Annotated in this window: 17 protein-coding genes; 8 read left to right on the top strand and 9 right to left on the bottom strand. The window is 52.2% G+C overall.

The window, feature by feature from the left end; translation table 11 throughout:
- The first annotated feature begins 24 nt into the window (after window positions 1–24).
- The gene (locus SBI19_RS16000; protein ID WP_317969907.1) at window positions 25–477 is read left to right on the top strand and encodes an NUDIX hydrolase; all 453 of its coding nucleotides are present in this window, start codon (window positions 25–27) and stop codon (window positions 475–477) included.
- On the opposite strand, the gene hisG is transcribed toward SBI19_RS16000, so the two are convergent.
- The 5 genes from hisG to SBI19_RS16025 form a co-directional block, all read right to left on the bottom strand.
- Entirely contained in the window at window positions 460–1110 is a 651-nt protein-coding gene (hisG, locus tag SBI19_RS16005; RefSeq protein ID WP_317969909.1) for an ATP phosphoribosyltransferase, read from the bottom strand. The two genes, SBI19_RS16000 and hisG, sit on opposite strands and share 18 nt — an antisense overlap.
- A gap of 316 nt (window positions 1111–1426) precedes the next feature.
- Window positions 1427–1915 (bottom strand): GyrI-like domain-containing protein, encoded by a 489-nt coding sequence (locus SBI19_RS16010; RefSeq protein WP_317969911.1) that lies wholly within the window; start codon window positions 1913–1915, stop codon window positions 1427–1429.
- 40 nt (window positions 1916–1955) lie between these two features.
- On the bottom strand, window positions 1956–2417 hold the full coding sequence (locus SBI19_RS16015) for a VOC family protein (protein ID WP_317969913.1): 462 nt from the start codon (window positions 2415–2417) through the stop codon (window positions 1956–1958).
- A gap of 93 nt (window positions 2418–2510) precedes the next feature.
- Entirely contained in the window at window positions 2511–3371 is an 861-nt protein-coding gene (locus SBI19_RS16020) for a hypothetical protein (RefSeq protein ID WP_317969915.1), read from the bottom strand.
- A 147-nt stretch (window positions 3372–3518) separates the two neighbouring features.
- Window positions 3519–5021, bottom strand: a complete 1503-nt coding sequence (locus tag SBI19_RS16025) for a malate:quinone oxidoreductase (RefSeq protein WP_317969917.1) — start codon at window positions 5019–5021, stop codon at window positions 3519–3521.
- A 567-nt stretch (window positions 5022–5588) separates the two neighbouring features.
- On the opposite strand from SBI19_RS16025, the gene SBI19_RS16030 reads away from it, so the two are divergent.
- Window positions 5589–6758 (top strand): glycoside hydrolase family 27 protein, encoded by a 1170-nt coding sequence (locus SBI19_RS16030; protein ID WP_317969919.1) that lies wholly within the window; start codon window positions 5589–5591, stop codon window positions 6756–6758.
- A gap of 2 nt (window positions 6759–6760) precedes the next feature.
- Here SBI19_RS16030 and SBI19_RS16035 read toward each other — a convergent pair whose 3' ends face one another.
- Window positions 6761–7543 carry an AraC family transcriptional regulator gene (locus SBI19_RS16035; RefSeq protein WP_317970022.1) on the bottom strand — a complete coding sequence of 261 codons (783 nt, stop codon included), beginning with the start codon at window positions 7541–7543 and terminating at the stop codon, window positions 6761–6763.
- Between the two features lie 131 nt (window positions 7544–7674).
- Here SBI19_RS16035 and SBI19_RS16040 point away from each other — a divergent pair, with 131 nt between their 5' ends.
- Complete coding sequence (locus SBI19_RS16040) at window positions 7675–9264, top strand: RNA polymerase sigma factor (RefSeq protein WP_317969921.1); 1590 nt, start codon at window positions 7675–7677, stop codon at window positions 9262–9264.
- 60 nt (window positions 9265–9324) lie between these two features.
- Here the strand turns inward: SBI19_RS16040 and SBI19_RS16045 are convergent, their stop codons facing one another.
- Window positions 9325–10317, bottom strand: coding sequence for a DUF1835 domain-containing protein (locus SBI19_RS16045; RefSeq protein ID WP_317969923.1), 993 nt, complete (start codon window positions 10315–10317; stop codon window positions 9325–9327).
- Window positions 10318–10468: 151 nt separating this feature from the next.
- Here SBI19_RS16045 and SBI19_RS16050 point away from each other — a divergent pair, with 151 nt between their 5' ends.
- Window positions 10469–11260 carry a class I SAM-dependent methyltransferase gene (locus tag SBI19_RS16050; RefSeq protein WP_317969925.1) on the top strand — a complete coding sequence of 264 codons (792 nt, stop codon included), beginning with the start codon at window positions 10469–10471 and terminating at the stop codon, window positions 11258–11260.
- A gap of 292 nt (window positions 11261–11552) precedes the next feature.
- Here SBI19_RS16050 and SBI19_RS16055 read toward each other — a convergent pair whose 3' ends face one another.
- Window positions 11553–12470: an aminoglycoside phosphotransferase family protein gene (locus tag SBI19_RS16055; RefSeq protein ID WP_317969927.1), complete on the bottom strand. Its 918-nt coding sequence runs from the start codon at window positions 12468–12470 to the stop codon at window positions 11553–11555.
- A 153-nt stretch (window positions 12471–12623) separates the two neighbouring features.
- Here SBI19_RS16055 and SBI19_RS16060 point away from each other — a divergent pair, with 153 nt between their 5' ends.
- Window positions 12624–13541 (top strand): NAD(P)/FAD-dependent oxidoreductase, encoded by a 918-nt coding sequence (locus SBI19_RS16060; RefSeq protein WP_317969929.1) that lies wholly within the window; start codon window positions 12624–12626, stop codon window positions 13539–13541.
- 29 nt (window positions 13542–13570) lie between these two features.
- Here the strand turns inward: SBI19_RS16060 and SBI19_RS16065 are convergent, their stop codons facing one another.
- Window positions 13571–14341, bottom strand: coding sequence for a helix-turn-helix transcriptional regulator (locus tag SBI19_RS16065; RefSeq protein ID WP_317969930.1), 771 nt, complete (start codon window positions 14339–14341; stop codon window positions 13571–13573).
- 124 nt (window positions 14342–14465) lie between these two features.
- Between SBI19_RS16065 and pyk the strand changes: the two genes are divergently transcribed.
- The 3 genes from pyk (at window position 14466) to SBI19_RS16080 (ending at window position 19179) form a co-directional block, all read left to right on the top strand.
- Window positions 14466–15881, top strand: coding sequence for a pyruvate kinase (gene pyk / locus SBI19_RS16070; RefSeq protein ID WP_317969931.1), 1416 nt, complete (start codon window positions 14466–14468; stop codon window positions 15879–15881).
- Window positions 15882–16171: 290 nt separating this feature from the next.
- Entirely contained in the window at window positions 16172–17956 is a 1785-nt protein-coding gene (locus SBI19_RS16075; RefSeq protein WP_317969932.1) for a sensor histidine kinase, read from the top strand.
- Window positions 17953–19179, top strand: coding sequence for a response regulator (locus SBI19_RS16080; protein ID WP_317969933.1), 1227 nt, complete (start codon window positions 17953–17955; stop codon window positions 19177–19179). The genes SBI19_RS16075 and SBI19_RS16080 overlap by 4 nt, the downstream gene beginning before the upstream one ends.
- Window positions 19180–19233: the final 54 nt, after the last annotated feature.

The following is a 19233-nucleotide window of genomic DNA, read 5'->3' on the forward strand; positions in this document are numbered from 1 at the left end:
TTCGATAAATGGGGAGGACGCAGTATGATTCGTAAAGCGGTGGGCGGCATCATTCTGAATGCGGATAAGATTCTGTTAGTTCATAAGGTGAAGGGCGCGCAGGGTAAGATTGCGGGCAAATGGGATTTTCCCAAAGGCGGCATGGAACAAGATGATGTAAATGTAGAGCAGGCGCTGCGCAGAGAGTTGAAGGAGGAAACTGGCTCGGATCAGTACGTTGTTCTCCACCAATTCGAGCAGAAGATCTGTTTTGAATTTGACGCTGTCGTGCGAGAGAAGCTTGGCCTAGAGCGGCAGGAGACGACGATGTTTCTGGTTGCGTATACGGGAGACGGAACGGATCTGGCGCCGCAAGACGACGAGATTGATGAGGTACGCTGGTTCAGCGCAGACGAGATTTCGGATCTCTTATTTCCCGAGGCTAGGGAGTTCTTCGATCACAATGTTCGGAATCATGGGTTATTGCGGCAATCTTGATTGTGAAACAACGCTCAAGCGTTCGCACAACGTTAGAATCTGCTCGTTATATAGCGTATAGCTTGCTCGATTTGCTATAAGACGGCAGGATACACGTTGGATGGTGTCCAGCACGACCAGTTCATTGGAATCAACGCCTACATACCAATTAGGGATATCTACGATGCAATCAGCTAAATCTGCTGCTAATGCAAGCTCGAGAGAACCGTTAAGGGGGATAATCTTAGCTTGCTGCCCCTTATTGCGATAATATTGCGATGCAATGCGCGGATAGGGGGTTGCCACTCTTGGATTCACTTGCGCAGCTCCTGGATTTCCGAGGACAGCCAACGTACTTTTCGTAATCGTAAGATCAAGCAACTCATATACATTCCTCGGATTCTCCAGAAGCACCTCTTTGCCTACAATGCCTGCATCAGCTACGCCATACGCCACATAAGTTGGGATATCAATTGCTTTTGCAAGTATGAACGACATGTCCATATTAGGCAGAGAGATAATATAATTACGGGACTCCTCTAGGTCGCAAGGAAGTGGATAACCAGCCTGCCGGAACAGATGCGAGACAGATTGATTGCCTTTGGGCAGGGCGATGTGCAGCTCAGTTTGCATAAGTACACCTTCTTTCATCATAAATTTTTAAGCAAACCTGCAATTCGTACGGGCTTATCCGCTGATAATGACACATTGCGTTGGCAAGCCTTCATTTCATGCATCCTTTTAGCAGGTATAGCCCGCTATTTGGGCGAGATAATGAGAAATGCCTGCATATTCTCCAGGAATCACTCCATGGTTTGCAGTACAGGCTGAAAAAGATGCATGTTCTGCAGGTTAGGTATGACGAGGACCCGATTTTGTCCATATGAGGAGCCGCAAAAGGGCTGCCGCAAGAGCACATACGTGCTTCGCGACAGCCCTATCCGGATTCCATCCGTATCGACCACGATCACTATCCCTTACGCTTCTTCACCGGCGACCAAATCTGAATCTCATTCCGCTCATCATCAGAACCGGGAATGGTCTTCTCATCATAGCGCTCCAAGTAGTAAGCGACATCGTCGTACTCATAACCGTTGTCCTTCAGCCATTGGCTCGTAAAATCATACGCGTTTCCCGTCTGGCTGGCAGGCCCTTTATAATAAGTCACGGCATACAGACGAGGCAGCAGGTGGAGATGCACCATGCCATGCGGCAGGCTCTCAAACGGATCTACCTCATAGCAGGAGTAGAAATCAACAATCCCATTGTTCCCTTTGTAATTGGGTGGAGTAATTCCGTACGTAACGTTATCGCTCTTGATGTTCTTAATTTCATCGCGTCTTGTCATCAACTCGTCGAATGCACGACTGACCGTTGAACCTAGCTGGTCAAAAGTTGAACTCGCTCTTACCCCGACATAAGCAGAGATGCCGTCGGTTTCCACAATCTCAACTCGCACTTCCGAATCACGCTCCTATGATCGCAGCAAGCGCCGCCCATTATCGAACCAAGCCGAACAAATTCCCCTTCAATCGTTCAACCTCTTCTGGCGTCCGATGGACGTTCACGCATTCGTTCACGTCGAACTTGTTGCCGTCCGAATCGTAGAAGACGAAGTTGATGCCGCAGCTGTCCCGATCTTTCAGCTCAGCCGTCTGGACGCCATTAGCACGCAAATGGTCATACAACATCTCGATCTGACGAACCTCGAACGTTAATCGGAACATCTCATAACCCGTTTTGCTCGGGAATTGGTTATCGATCGGGCCGTCGGTTTGGACGAGATGAAGCCATTGTCCATCGGACAACTTCAAGATGACCTGCGCTTCTGCGGCATTGTACGGTACCGCATATTCGAGTCCGAAATTCCGCTGCCACCATTCCGCCGACTTCAGCGGGTTCCTCACAGGTACATAGTTGGAGCATACAGCCTTCAGCGCATTGCCTAGCATTCCTGCCATCGCGTTCATCCCCTTGTATGTAGTCGTTGATCAGTTAAGTAACGATAATCGTAGGCAAAACCAAACAGGTCCGCGCGAAAAATTAACGTTGGATTACAACCATCGATAGGATTTGAAAGTAATCAAGCTCTTGACCGTCCGATAAGCCCTCCATTCCAATCTCGCAAGCTCGCTCGGTGGCTGCCATGAAATCGGCCAGCCGCCGTCCTCATCCTGTTCGGCCGCGAGTGCCTTGAGATGCTGCTCGATTACAGCATCGCTGAAGAGTGGACGGCAATATGAATCCGATACCGGTGCAAAATCAAGAGGCGTGAGGCCATAACCTTGAGAAGCTGGGTCCAATCGGAAAAAGTGTGCATTCATCAGCTCGTCAGCGAGCTTGTTATACAGCGCTCTGATCGCATCCGTCTGAGGCAAGCTCTCGAGCAGGCAAAACGCCGTTAGAATCGTATGCGAATCCTCATACTTCTCCTTTGCGATATGCTGGAGGCAGACATCAACAGCTTTATCGAGCCAAGGATCTTGAATGCCCTGCCAATTCAGCAGGCCAACCAAACCCGTCAAGCGGCTGAATGAAGGCTGCTCTGCATCTGCCGAATTCCAGTGATCCGCATGAGGATAATGCCGTGAGGAAGCGGTAATCGTCGCAATTCCTTGCTTAAGATCAGCCTGTTTCGCGATGTAACGGCATACACCGCCAGCAAGCTCGGCATCTTGTATCCCGGCTTCATACAGCGTTCGCAATCCGAATTCCGCGAAGAGCGGCTGGCTGTCCGGCGCGCGCAAGTCCGGCTCCAATGCATGACCGAAGCCGCCATCGTCATTCTGATATGCTCGCAGCGCCAGCACGACATCGCCCGCCGAGCCGCCGAAGAAGGCGTGGTCGAACACACGCCGTTCGAGCAGTCTCGCATTCGCCCAAATAAATCGCGCTGCGTTTTCTTTATTCATCATAAGAGCACCTCTGTTTCGAATTAGGGTAGCATGCGGGGTGAGGAATCATGGGGGATGCAGATGAATTTAACAACTATTTCTATTCGAGTGTAAAGCAAAGCGGCCTCCACCCGCAATCGGGATGGAGACCGCCTCCTATAAACTTATTTATTTAACAGCCGCTTGCAGTTCGCTCTTCAAACCAAGCGCACGACCCGTCGTTGCTTGAATCTCGCGGACCAGCGCAGGGTTATCCATCAGCTTCACGCCGTACGATGGAATCATTTCTTTGATCTTCGGCTCCCAAGCTTTGATATGCTGCGGGAAGCACTTGTTGATGACTTCGAGCATGACGGATACAGCCGTCGATGCTCCTGGGGATGCGCCGAGCAGTGCGGCAACCGAGCCGTCAGCAGCGCTGATAACTTCGGTACCGAATTGCAGCGTACCTTTGCCGCCGGTAGGGGTATCCTTGATGATCTGTACGCGTTGACCTGCAACGAGCAGATCCCAGTCTGCGCTATTCGCATCCGGAACGAATTGACGCAGATCGTTCATGCGCTGCTCTTTGGACAACATGACCTGCTTGATCAGGTACATCGTCAGCGAAGCGCTCTTCACGCCAGCTGCGAGCATCGTCAACAGGTTGTGCGGCTTAACCGACGTGATCAGGTCGAGCATGGAGCCCGTCTTCAGGAACTTCGGCGAGAAGCCTGCGAACGGTCCGAAGAGCAGCGACTCCTTGCCGTCGATCATACGCGTATCCAAGTGAGGGACGGACATTGGAGGCGCACCGACTGGCGCTTGACCGTATACTTTGGCGCGGTGCTTCGCCACAACCTCTGGATTGCGGCACACCATGAACAGGCCGCTTACAGGGAAACCGCCAACGCCTTTGCCTTCTTTAATTCCAGTCTTCTGTAGCAGGTGGAGACTGCCGCCGCCGCCGCCGATGAAGACGAATGGAGCGGCATGACGTTCTACGCTGCCCGTATCGAGATTGCGAACCTTCATTTCCCACAGGCCGTCGCTCGTACGTTTGATGTCTTCAACGCTGCGTTTATATTCAAGGTTTACATTTTGTTTCTGCAGATGCTTGAACAAGATGCGCGTCAGCGCGCCGAAGTTGACGTCCGTTCCGGCTTCGCTTCTTGTTGCCGCAATCGGCTTGTCAACGACGCGATTCTGCATCATGAGCGGAATCCATTCCTTCAGCTTCTCAGGGCTGTCCGAGAACTCCATGCCTTCGAACAGCGGGTTAGCAGACAGCGCCGCGAACCGTTTGCGAAGGAAATTAACGTCCTTGTCGCCTTGCACGAAGCTCATATGAGGTACGGATACGATAAAGTCCCGTGGATTGCGAATCAGGTTGCTGTTCACCAAGTAAGACCAGAACTGTCTGGATACTTGGAACTCTTCGTTAACCTTGATGGCTTTGTTGATATCGATGGAGCCATCGGGTTTCTCATTCGTGTAGTTCAGCTCGCACAGGGCAGAGTGACCTGTACCTGCGTTGTTCCACTCGTTGGAGCTTTCTTCGCCAGCGCTTCCGAGCTTCTCGAACACGGAAATTTTCCACGATGGCATCAGTTCTTTCAGCAGCGCCCCAAGTGTTGCGCTCATGATTCCGGCACCAATTAAGATAACGTCTGTCGTTTGTCTGTTACTCATGATTTACCGTCCTTACGTTCTATTATTCAGGTTGTGACAATCGTCACATACCCTTCGTCAATCAAGTACGCTTTTCCGTGATAAATTAGATTATGATACTAACTATTATATGATAGTTAAAAGCTATTTGAAAGCCAGATCGCCGAACCGTAATTAAGTCCCTAATGCATACAGAAAAACCCAACATCCTCACCAAGTAAAGGAGCAGCGCGGTGCGGCTTGCCAGATCGGAGCGCATGCAGGAAAGCCCGCCATTGTTCAACATCTCCTTTCTTTGTGCGAAATATCCTTTACATATGTACAGCATTCCGCTGCAAACCAACTGTCTTTTATGATACGACGATATGCTGGCATGTGCCAGTTGAACGGATCATGTCACGTATACAATTAATTTATCGATTTAATCGGAAAAAGTTTTCGCATTTACGCCAAGCAACATTTGTCCATATAAAAGCAACGTCAGGATATAGGCTGAGCAGAGGTTCTTATGATTTAATTCCATTAGCAATTCGACAATGGAATGGACAATCGTTGATTCCCGCCAGCACGGGAACACAGGAGGCGCTAATGATGGAATATTCGAAACCGCTTGGTCTGACCCCGCCGATGGGATGGAATTCATGGAACACGTTCACGTGGGATATTAATGAACAATTGATTCGAGACGTCGCGGATCTATTCGTATCAGAAGGTTATAAGGATGCGGGTTACGAATACATCGTCATCGATGACTGCTGGAGCTTGAAGCAGCGTGACATGGAGGGCAATTGGGTAGTAGACCCTGTTAAATTCCCGAGCGGCATGAAAGCGCTTGCGGATTATATTCACTCGAAGGGCCTCAAGTTCGGCATGTACTCGTGCGTAGGAACGAATACTTGCGCGGGTTATCCGGGCAGCTTCGAGCATGAATTCCAAGATGCGAAGAAGTTGGCGGAATGGGGCGTCGATTTCCTCAAATTTGATTACTGCTTCAAGCCGCGGCAGATGTCGGGCGAACTGCTGTATAAGCGGATGAGCCTGGCGCTCAAGAACAGCGGAAGAGATATTCTGTTCTCCGCCTGCAACTGGGGAGAAGATAATGTATATCAGTGGATTCGCGAGTCAGGGGCGCATATGTATCGCTCGACGGGGGATATTCAAGATAAGTGGGATTCCATCAAGAGTCTAGCTCAGTCGCAGTTGGACAAGGGCTGCTATACGGGCTCGTTCTGCCACAACGATATGGACATGCTCGTCGTCGGCATGTATGGCGGCAGCAACGATGGATTTATCGGCAAAGGCAATGGAGGCTGTACCGATACGCAGTATAAGACGCATTTCTCGTTATGGGCAATGATGGGATCGCCATTAATGATCGGCTGCGATGTTCGCTCCGCTAACGAGGCAACGAAGGACATTTTGCTGAACCGCGACATCATCGCCATCAATCAGGATGCCGAAGGCCGCGGCGCTTATCGGATCAAGCCGGAGCCGAATTGGTTCCACGGAAACGACGTGTTTATGCTCGTGAAGGTGCTCAGCGACGGCGATCTGGCTTTCGGCTTCTTCAATTTAAGCGATCATCAACGCGAGGTGCCGCTGCTATTCTGGGACGTTGGCATTCCTAATGCCGCAGGGATGTCGTTGTCGTTGTACGACTGCTGGGAGCACAAGGAGCTCGGCGTGTTCCAAGAGCGCTTCGCGCCTCATGTGCGGGCACATGACTGCGTAATTGTACGAGCTAAATTAGTGAAATAACGTTAGTGAAGCAGCGTCACATATTCCGTCGGGGAATAGGACGTTGCTTTTTTGAATACACGAGAAAAGTACAGTTGATCCTTATAACCGACCGAGTAGGCGATCGACTTGATGGACAGGTCGGACGTTCGGAGCAGCTCGCACGCACGTTGAATTCGATGTGACGTTAAGTAGTTCAGAATCGACATGCCGGTCGCATCTTTGAAGAGACGGAACAAGTAGCTGCGCTCAAGCTGGACTGCGTTCACAATATCCGATACGGTCAGGCTCGACTTCCAGTAATGATGCTCGATATACTGCTTCGCTAGCGCAGCATAGTCGGCGGCAGGAATTGTTCGTTCATTCGGATAATACTCCAAATAGTGCGACAGCAAGAGACGAAGCTGTGCTTCGGCGCGTGTGCGTTCGAATGGTCTGGCGTCTGCATTCGGAGTGACGGGATATAAAGACGCCAGATCACGGGGGGATGCTGCGACAACGGGCTGATCTCGAGTAAACTGTGTCATCGCCAACAGATCGGGTACTTCGTCGCCCTTGAACTCCAGCCATACATATGCCCATGGGTCATGCGGTTCAGGGTAATAGAGTATTTCGGTATCCGGATAGATAATGAAGCTGTCGCCTGCTTTCAGCTGAAAACGGGAGCCGCGAGTCTCGAAAACGCCCTTCCCGCTGACGATATAATGCAAAGCATAGAGATCGCGTACGCCAGGCCCCCACTTATGCTGATTAGGGGGCTTATGGCCGTTGCCGATACAAACCAATGGATGATGAATAGGCTTCATGTGCTGCACCCGCGTTCCTTCCGTAATGGAATAAGGAGTCTAGTTGATTATAGCAAAAAAAGTTTTCGAACAGACCGAACCATCCTGCATGACCCGACACTAATGAGATAAGAGGCAGGTGAAGCTTGTATATGCCGGACACGATGGCTGCGGCGATTGGGCATGATTATCTTGAGAAACTATATTACTTCTCGCTGAAGAAGACGGGCAGCAGAACGGAAGCAGAGGATCTGGCGCAGGACATTGCCTCGCAGGCGCTGCTCAGTCTTGCGAACGGCAGCCGTCCAGATGACCTCGGCCGATGGATCTGGACTATCGCGAGGAACCGCTATTCGCGTTGGGCCAAGGAGAAGAAACGCCGCAGCGCGACAGTCCTCGGAGACGAGCCATTGGCAGCCGTGGCTGACGAGGGCGCGACGGCGGAAGAGCAGCTGCTGCTTCGGGAAAATCTAGCGCTGCTGCGTCGCGAACTGTCGCTGCTCGCATCCGGCTACCGCGAAATTGTCGTCGCCTATTACTTCGACGGTGAGCGAATCGGTACGATCGCGAGAAGGCTCGGTCTTCCCGAAGGAACGGTCAAGCGCAAGCTTCACGAATGCCGAACCAACATGCGGGAGGGGATCGAGATGGCAAGGGAAGTTGGTGTGCGCAGTTTCAAGGCGGAGAATATCTGGTTCAGCAAAAGCGGAAAAGACGGGGATGACGGATCGCCGTGGAAACTCATTCAACGGCTTATTCCGAAGAACATTTTGCTCGCTGCGTATCGGAATCCATTAAGCTTGGAGGAGCTCTGTCTTGAGCTGGGGATTTCGATGCCTTACATGGAAGAAGAGGTCAAGTTGCTGGTAGATTGTACGCTGCTGAAGGAAGTGTCGAAGGGCCGCTTCGAGACGGATTTTATTATTGTCGACAAGGACATGCAGCGCGAAATATTTCAGTTAGCCGAAGAGACGGCAGTAGATCTTTCCCCAAAGCTGATCGAAATGCTGGATAAGGCGATACCGGAATTGGAACAGCTGCTGGAGCATCAATGGGATCGCGGCTTCCTTCTCTGGACACTCATTCCGATGGCGGTCGATTTCGTGGCGCTCGATGTGCAGCACGCCAATGGGGTTAGCGATGGTTATACGAAGCGTCCGCATGATGGACATTGGGATATTGTCGGATATGAAGAATTCCATTCCTCATACAGTATGTCATCGGGGAATAATAACGCAGTGAATGGGCCTGCCAGGATGTCGTTCTATAAGATCGGCGGCACGCAAGACATTTGGGATCGGGCGGGTGAAATGTCGTCACATGAGGTGAGCGTTCTCGCTTCTATTATTCAAACTAATCGCAAACTTTCTGCGCTTGGCACAGTGGAGCAGGAAGTCGTGCGCAAATTGGCGGACCGATCCTTTATTAAGCTGCAAGAAGATGCAATTATTCCGAGCTTCCTCGTATTGAGGCAGGAGCAATTTGTACAGGTGAAGCATCTTGCCGACCTTCCGATCTATACGCAGCTGCAAGAGATCATGGACCGTTTCTACAAATCGGTATACGCTGTCATCGGTCGTGATGTGCCTGCTCGACTGAACGAGCAGCTGAAGTTTGTATCCGGTCAGTTTCTATACAACATGCGAACGATGGGCTGGCGGCATGCATTGGAGCAGGGGGATATAACGCTGCCGGACGAGCCGAAGAAAAGCACGATTGCGATGTATATGATGCTTGGGTAGCGAATAAAAAGGTTCTTCCCGCCGGCAAGACGGGAAGAACCTTTTTGTCTTATAGCTTCGCTATTGCAGCTTTCGCAGCCGTCCCTCACTAGAATCCCAACGCCAGTCGAGTCCATGCAGGTGCAGGCCGCCGTACCATTCGTCGATGCCGGTGATCGATATCCAGTCCTGCTCGCAGGCTAGAACGCTGCGGCCTAATGCGGTGATCATTATGGTGCTGTTGTGAGGAGGCAGCGGCGATTCCAGTGACACGTCAGGCAACGTCTCGATGCCATGCAATTCGATTAATGCGTGCGGCTGATGCAGCAATCGCCGCAGCCAATAACCGAACTCCACATCGCCCATGCCGAGTACGTGCAGTCGATCGATCGTTTGTCGGAACAGATCAATCGGAGAGGCCGCACCATCATTCACAAGCTCCAGGATCGTCTGCTCGACGATGCCAAGTCCGTTGAAGGCAGAAGGGAAGCGGGCGAGATGATGGGTGAAAGCGGCGCGGGCATAAGGGAGCGATGACGTATCCTTTTGCACAATCGCCATGTGATCTTCTGCATTCGGTGATGCGTATGTTTGCCAGATCGCACTGCCGAGTGCAAGCTCTTCCTTCCCGATCTGCCGCCATGTCCCTTCCAGCGCCTCCAACTGCTTCACGCTTAGTTGACCTAAGCCGTGGAACGGCTCGATGCCGGGGAATTCGCCGATGCAAAGCAGGTGAATTCGCGTATCGCCTAGTTGTCTACCCGCAAGCTGATGCAGCAAATAACTGAGCATCGTCTGGTCGAATAAGTCATGCTCGAACCAGAGCACCACATCGTCATGCTGATGAATGCCCCGAAGCTGCTCTTCTTGCGCCCTGCAGCCTTCTATGAATTCTGCTGCCGGAATGCCTAGCGTACGTTCCAGATACTGCGCCCGGAACTGCAACTCCGCTTCACCCATATTTACAAATACAGGGCCGAACGAGTAGATCTCCCGCCAGACGAGTATATCTCCTTCGATTCGGCATAGACGCAGTTTGTTTCCAACGGAATCGCCATTCACAATGTGGAGCATAGGATCACCTCTACAATTCAATATCGGAAAATACTGGATTATGCTATAACAAGAGTAAGATAAGCTTTCAGATGATGGATCCAGCGGGCAATCGCATTGTCGTTGATGGCAAGGTTTGTAACCTAAATGAGTCAGATGGGAGAATACAACAATGAGCGAATGGAAATCGCTGACCGATGAATCTCGCGTTAGGTGGGATCAGGTAGCGGGATTCTGGGATGATTACATGGGCGAGCATAGCAATCGTTTCCATCGGGAGATCGTTCGTCCTTCGACGGAGCGGCTTCTTGAAGTGAAGGAAGGCGATACGGTGCTCGACATCGCTTGCGGCAATGGCAACTTCTCGCGCCGCTTGGCCGATCTCGGAGCACAGGTTGTTGCACTGGACTATAGTGCCGTCATGATCGAGCGTGCGAAGCAGCGCTCCGCATCTTATGAGAACCGAATTAACTATCATGTAGCCGATGCCACAGATTATGAAGCGCTGCTCGCATTCGGGGTCGAACGTTTCGGCCGTGCAGTCGCGAATATGGCGCTCATGGATATCTCAGATATCCAGCCGCTGACGAGCGCGCTCAGCCAGCTGCTGAAGCGGGATGGCGTATTCGTATTTTCCATTCCCCACCCATGCTTCCAATCCCCGAATGTGCGCAAAATCCATGAAACAGAAGAGATCGAAGGTCAGATTGTGTCGCGCAGCAGCGTTCAAATCACCAACTATCTGACCCCGGAATCATTCGAAACGATCGGCGTTCGAGGACAACCGGTCCCGCATTTGCTGTTCCACCGGCCGTTGTCTTACTATATCAACTTGTTCTTAGGAGCTGGCTTCATCATGGACGGTTGGGAGGAGCCCAGCTTCCAGCTCAATGCGGACAGCGCATCCCGATTCGACTGGTACGAGCTCCCGCCGGCGGTTATTTTCCGCTTCCGGAAGAAGTAGTGCAGACGCTGAGCCATTGCAGTTTGTACAATGGGAATCGCCCATCGATGAACTTCACGAATCTGCTGTTGCATGCTGTGCAGCAGAACGTGGTCCCCATAAGGCCAATCGGACTGTTACGAGGTCAGTATGCTCGCATCCTGTTGTATAGATTACAATAGGAGCGGCCTTCTGGCCTTATTCGTGTCTATTTCATTGTATAAAATACAACGGAGAGCACAGCCGCATATCTGAATAACCACCTTACCCGCTTAACGATTGCAATACGGCAAAGTTTATGGCGGCCAGCAAATTATTCGTTCAGCAAGCTCTCCGCGAATGCCGCCTGCTTCAACAGCTTCACATACTCCTCCGGCGTGGCGCCGTCTTCTACGCACCAGCAGACGCCCATCGTCGTCTCGATGTAGAGGCATTGCCGAAGGACAGCGCCTGGAATCTGGAGCCGCTGCTCGAAGACGGCGAAGATGTGGTTGATTTTGTTCCGAAGCGCAGGGGTGATGTCGTCGCCGAATTCGTTCAGAATAAACCGTGGCGTGTCGAATATTGGGTCGCCGATGACGCCTTTCGGATCGATGATTCGATATTCGCCGCCTTCGCCGAGCAGAATATTATCGTGATGGAAGTCGCCATGCAGCAGCATTTGCTGGGAGTAGGAATCGGATAAAGTAACGAGTATTTCTTGTGCGCGGCGCATATGCCCGTACAATGCGATAGCGTCTGAGCGGGTGCTCATATAGTCGGTAATTCGGTTGACCCAATGCGTGTAGGTCGGATAGGAATCAGCTTCAGCAGGAGGGAGATGCATGTCTCGATAAAGGGAGCAGAAGACGTCGAGTCGGCTGTCGAGATCGTCTACTGCACGAAGCGGCGTACCTGGTACCATTCCTTGCATCAGCATTACGCCAGCTTCGAGGTCAACCTCGAATACGCGGCACATCCGTCTGCCTGCATAATGATGAAGCGCCTGCCATTCGGTTCGAATGCCGCCATATTCAGCTTTGCTGATCTTCAGGACGGCATCGCCGTATCGTTCTGCGTGACAGCGAAAGACGAGGTTCACGGAGTAGGAAGGAATCAATTGCAGGGACGTCAGCGACCACCGATCGGCATATGTAGCGAGATCTTTCACAACTTTGTCATAGAAGTCTTGGCCGAACCGGTTCAAAATCGCAGTTGTTTCTTCAGTGTGAAAAAGATAATGGGTACTCATCTTACGATACGTTCCTCCATTATTGGAAATTATTTAATGCCTCCATTATACCGCCTTTGCTGAGGAAGCGGGCGGGTTTTACTTTTGCACGAAGATGAACGGTTTGGCCGATTTCTGTTCATCCTATGGGAGTGAAGGAAAGGAGCGGCACCAATGGCTGATCAGGTGGTGGATGTAGTGATTGCGGGAGGCGGACCAGCAGGCTTGAGCGCAGCGCTCGTGCTCGGCCGTTCGCTGCGGCGTGTCGTGTTGATCGATGAAGGAAAGCCCAGAAACGCCGTTACGCGGCTATCGCATGGTTTCTTAACGCGGGACGGAACAGAGCCGGAACAGCTGCGCATGCTGGCCCGAGAGGAGCTCCGCCGCTACGAGACGGTCGATCTGCGGCATGACACGATTGTTTCGGTTGAGCGAGCCGCAGATGGACAGTTCCGGTCGCTTACGAAAGAAGGGCAGGCAGTAACGAGCCGAATGCTCGTCTTCGCTACAGGGATGAAAGAAAAACTGCCGCATTGGGAAGGCCTATCCGATGTGTATGGGCGATCCGTCTTCCCATGCCCGTACTGTGACGGCTGGGAGCTTCGCGATGCGCCGCTCGCTCTGCTGGGCAATTGCAGCGACGGCAATCTGCTCGCCCATATTCAGCTCATTCGTACTTGGAGCCGCGACCTCGTTGTGTGCACGGATGGCGCGGCTAAGCTGAACGCCGAAGAGCGGGAGCAGCTGCATGAACGCGGCATCTCGCTGTACGAGCAGCCGATTGCGGCACTGCTTTCCTCTGATGGTCAGCTGACTCATATCGAGCTGGCTGACGGTCAACGCATCGCGCGCAGAGGTGCGTTTCTCACGAATACCGGCGCTTATGAAGCGACCGATATTCCAAGGCAGCTTGGCGTACATCTAGAGCCGCGAGGCGTATACCAGACGGGAAATCATGGGCTGACGCGTCTTCCCGGACTGTATATTATCGGCGATGCCAAGCATGCCTTCACTGGCGTGGCAGGCGCCGTAAGCGAAGGCTATGAGGCTGGCGTCGCGATCAATCATGCCTTGTCGATTGAAGACTGGTGATGCAGCGTTCCGACCGACAGTAAGCAGGATTACTTGGAATACGACGACGGCGTCCGTCCCGTTGTTCGTTTGAATACGCGCTGGAAGTACGAAACGTCGCGATAGCCGAGATAATCGGATATTTCGTTCACGGTCAGCAGCGAATCGGTCAGCATATAGACAGCCGTCTTCATGCGCGCCGTATGAACCGCTTCGCTGATCGTCTGACCAGTCGCCCGCCGGAACAACGTGGCGGCATAGTTCGGCGTCCGGTTGATATAGGCGCCGAGCTCGTCTTTGGTCACTTTCTCCCGATGATATTGTTGAATGTACTGCTTCATTCGTTCGACAAGCTTCTGCGTGTTCGACACCATCGGCCCTTGGTCGAATTCACGGTTCCACAACGCGACAATTTCCGCAACGATGGCAGCGCCGCGAATATTCGTGTAAGGCGTCCCGTCCGTCCATTCCGTATGGAGAGAGCGAAGCCGATCGAGCATCCATTCGAATCGTCCAAGCCTCGCGTGGACCTCCGATTGCTGATTCAACAGCGGAAGCTCGGCGGCAAGCTGTTCCGCATGGAACCGGACGACGAGCTTCTCGTGGAAGACGGTCGGAACGGTCTTGCCGTAGTAATCGGTGCCGGGCGGAATGAGGAGGAGATCGCCTTTTTCCAATATGAGCTTGTCCGCGCCAATCCAGTAGACGCACTTGCCGTAACTGACGAGTACAAGCGTATGCGTCCTGTCGGTATCGGCCCCTTCCGCATGTCCGTACCAATTCATACTCCGATCAAGAGTGACGTCAAGCAGTTTCAGCATGGTAAATAGTTCCCTTCTACCGATTCGTACTATAGTATATTTAGAATACTATATTTCATATGCGAACGAAAGTTTCAGCGTTAAAATATGACCATATAGCAATCATCAGGAGGAATAACGAACTATGCGGAGAACGAAAATCGTTTGTACGATGGGCCCGGCTTGCGAGTCGGTTGAAGTATTGAAGGAAATGATGACGGCAGGAATGAGCGTTGCGCGTCTGAACATGGCGCACGGCGAGCTGGAGGATCACAGCGCGCGTATCGCTTCGATTCGCGAAGCGGCGGCTGCTACGGGATCGAACGTTTCGATTCTGATGGATATCAAAGGTCCTGAAATTCGTATTGGCAAGCTGAAGGAAGCTTCGTACGAGTTGAAAGCTGGACAAGCGCTGACGTTCGTGACAGAAGAGCAGCTGGGCGACGGCGAGAAGCTGTGGGTCAACTATGCGGATATGCCGAAAGTCATGCAGCCAGGCGGCGTCATTCTGCTCGACGACGGCTTGATCGAGCTGCGCGTTAACTCGGTTGACGACAAGAACATCTATTGCACAGTCGTGAACGGCGGCGTTATTAAACCTCGTAAAGGCGTCAACCTGCCAGGTGTCAAAACGACGCTTCCAGGCGTAACGGAGCGCGACGTGATGCATATCGAATTCGGCATTAAGGAAAATGTCGATATCGTAGCAGCATCGTTCGTCCGCCGTGCGGAGGACGTTATCGAAATTCGTCGACTGCTCGAAGAGGCAGGCGCTGGCCATATTCAAATCGTGTCGAAAATTGAAAACCAAGAAGGCGTTGAGAACCTCGACGCTATCATCGAAGCATCCGACGGCATCATGGTCGCACGCGGTGACCTTGGCGTAGAAATTCCGGTTGAAGACGTGCCGCTTATCCAGAAGGTTATGATCGACAAATGTAACGCAGCCGGCAAGCCGGTTATCGTTGCAACGCAAATGCTCGATTCGATGCAAGTGAACCCGCGCCCTACGCGTGCAGAAGTAACGGACGTTGCGAACGCTGTACTGCAAGGCACGGACGCGGTTATGCTGTCGGGCGAGACGGCTGCCGGCAAATACCCGGTCGAATCGATCCGTACGATGGCGACGATCGCTGTCAAATCCGAGTCGATCATGGAGTATGGCAGCAACCTGTACAAAGAAGGCTTCGGCAAATCGTCCAGCGTGACGGAAGTTATCAGTAAATCGGTTGTAAGCTCGTCGCTGGAGCTGGATGCAAAGGCGATTCTGACGCCAACGGAGAGCGGCTTTACGGCTCGCATGGTATCCAAGTACCGTCCGAAATCTCCGATCATCGCAATCACGTCCGATGAGCGCATTCAACGCCGACTGGCGCTCGTATGGGGCGTAACGGCTGTGAAGGGCGACAAAGTAACGACGACGGACGATCTGTTCGCGGCATCGCTCGAAGCTGGCAAAACATCGGGCAGCCTGGAAGCGGGCGACACGGTCGTTATTACGGCGGGCGTGCCAATCGGCAAATCCGGCGCGACGAACCTGATCAAGATCGCAACAATCTAATGCTGCAACCTTGGGAGAACCGGGGGTAATATAGAAGCTGCTCCAGAAGTCGAATCGACTTTCTGGGGCAGCTTTTTCATTTGGCTCATTGCGGGGAGCAGCCTCGTTATTAGGAAACAAGATGGGGAACGATATCGATATTGAGATCGATATTCAAGCAACAGACATCGCAGCTCTTCTTATCGCTTCGTCAAATTCCGATATCGTGCAGTGGATGCTATGAACTAGGTTTTTAATATATAATTAAACCGAATTTCATGCTTGTACTGAGTAAAGGGGGATGAAAATCCATGCGGTTGTCGCGATTATGGAATGGCCGCTGGAATTCGATCCGCAATAAGATATTTATTTCCACCATTATTTTCCTAATCATTCCGTTCATTCTTACGTTCAATTGGACGAACAAGACGCTGGAGAATGTGATCGAACGCAAAATCGGCAGTTCCGCACAGGAATCGCTTTATCTCGTCAATCTGAATATCGGCTTGTTCCTCGAAGACATGCTGCGGTCATCGGTCGACATTGCGACGAATCCGAGTATTACGAAGCTTCTTAAGGAGCCTGAATCCTATTCGCGATACGAGAAACTTCGCTTGAACGACACGGTTCTGAATCGGCTGTACAGCTCTTACTTTACGAATACATATGTGACGTTATTCGACCTGGAAGGACGATGGCTCAGCACGAGCTACTTGCCGGAGCAGCTTCACGAGCAATATGTCGGGGCTGATTGGTACAAAGAAATGTTAAACAAGCCGTATCGGCAAAAGTGGATGTTCAATTACAACGAGCGACTGTATATGGACCGCAAGCCGATCGTGACGCTAGTCAAGACGATTACGGAACTTCAGTCCGCTCGCAATATCGGCATGGTCGTGTTCAGCGTATCGGAGATGGATCTGCGGCGCTATCTTGGCGGATTGAACGGGGAAGTGTACCTGGTCGATCAAGAGGGCATCGTCGTTTCCAGCTTGACGAAATCGATGGTCGGACAAAGCCTATCGGATGCAAGCTATTTCCATGCGGTCCAAGTCAACAAGAATGGACAGGAAATCATCGAGAAGAGCGGCGAGAAGTGGATTGTCAATTACGGCACCGTTGACGTCAACGGCTGGAAGCTCTTGCAGTTGGTGCCTTACGACACGGTGTTCAAGGAAATTTTCGATATCCGCCGCGCTAACTGGATCGTCTTCGTGCTTATCCTGATCGTCTTCCTGCTCATTACGTTATCGATCGCTTATCAGATCTCGAAGCCGCTAAAGCTGCTCCGCAAACGGATGCGAGAGCTGGAGGACAAAGGCTTCCATTCCACGTTGTCCGTATCGGGACCGCAGGAGACCGCCTCGCTGATCGAAACATACAACAAGATGGTGAAGGAGATACGAGGACTGCTGTTGCGTGTAAAGGACGAGTACGAGCAGAAGGAGGATATGCGTTTCCGCGCGCTTCAAGCGCAGATCAATCCCCATTTTCTGCTGAATACGATCAACAATATCAAATGGATGGCTTATATTCGCAATGACGGGGAAGTCGGGGACATGCTTTCCAATCTGGGCGGCATTCTGGAAGGAAGCATCGGCAGAGGCGGCAGCCTCACGCCGCTCCGGCAGGAGCTTGACTATATCGAGAATTACGTTGGTCTGATGCGTATGAGATTTCATGACATCGAGCTTGTGATCGATGTTCCCGCCGAGTTCATGGAGCAGGAGGTTATCCAAATCATGCTCCAGCCAGCGATCGAGAACAGCTTGATTCACGGCATTGAACCGTTAGGCGAGCCTGGGCGCATTACGGTGTCTGCGCATATCGAGGGAGCTTTATTCATGCTTGAAGTATCGGACAACGGCGTCGGGATGGCGGACGAGAGGTTGGCGGAAATTCGCTTAGGACTGGAATCAGAGGAAAGCCGCGACGAAGGGATTACCCGACGAATTGGCATTCGAAACGTCCATGACCGACTTCGTCTCCAATATGGAGAGCTGTACGGCATTCGGATATACAGTGAGTTGGGACAAGGAGCGAGGGTCCGATACATACTGCCCGTGCGGCGTGCATCGAGGGAGGATAAACCGTGAAGTTGAAAGTGATGCTGGTCGACGACGAGCTGCTGGTACGTCTGGGCATTAAGTCGTTAATCGATTGGGAGAAACATAATTTCGAATTTATCGGCGATGCTGCGGACGGGGAGAAAGCGTTGGAGCTGATGGAGCGGCAGGTGCCGGATATTCTGTTGACCGATATCGTTATGCCGCGAATGGACGGGCTGGCGCTTATCGAAGCCGTGAAGCAGCGATATCCACGCATGCTGGTCATCGTGCTGAGCAGCCATAACGAGTTCGATTACGTGCGCAAAGCGATGAAGCTTGGCGCCCAGGACTATCTGCTGAAGACGTCTTTGAAACCAACCGAGCTGCTTGATTTGCTCATAGAGGCGGCGCAGAAGCTCGCTGCCGATCATACGACGTTATCCATCTCGCAGTCATCGATATCTCCGATTGCAGATGACCGCAGATCGCGCATGACCCATGCACTGCTGCAGCTGTTGCAAGGCGTTTATGATGAGGCTGGCGGCATGGCAAATGATGATTCGATTGAACGGCTGCCATCTGGCCGCGTGCTGCTCGTGCTGCGGGCGAAGCGGATACGCGATGGAGCGATAGAACAATCGGCTGCTCGGCTGCTGGAGCATCTGATCGAATCGGAGCTGGACGGCATATTGGACAGCCGGCCGGTGGCGATTCGGGATAACGAGCTCGCTGCACTGCTCGTCGCTTCTCCCGGTGGCGGGTCGGGTTCCGACCCCGAACGGGTCGTCGAGCAATTGGAGAATGCAGCGGGCCGGCTGCTCGGATTGTCGCTTCAAGCGCAGACGAGCAGCGAATTGGCGAGCTGGAAGGAAGCGGCCGATTTCTACGAGGCCGCGCAAGCGGCGTTATCCGATTCAGGCATGCGCGAGCCAACGCGTGAAGACATCAAGCGTCTGATCGACTATATGAAGGTCAATATCGCGCAAGATTTCTCGCTTAAGCAAGCCGCGGACATGATCAATATGAGCGAGAGCTATTTGAGCACGATTTTTAAGAAAGAGACCGGGTTAGGGTTTACGGATTGGATCAATGCCATGCGGGTCGAAGAGGCTGCCCGCTATCTGGAGCACTCCAGCCTGCCGAGTTATTCCATCGCGGAGAAGGTTGGGTACGAGAATATCAACTACTTCGGACGGATTTTCAAAAAGCTTAAGGGCGTCAGTCCGCAGAAGTATCGCGCTCAGCGACAGGAAAGAGCGAATGCCGAGTAATGAAGGGTATGCCAATAGGATAAGCTTATCGAGAAGATCGCCTAGCAAGCAAGG

The sequence above is a fragment of the Paenibacillus sp. CCS19 genome (assembly GCF_033239625.1).
GTDB lineage: Bacteria > Bacillota > Bacilli > Paenibacillales > Paenibacillaceae > Paenibacillus_T.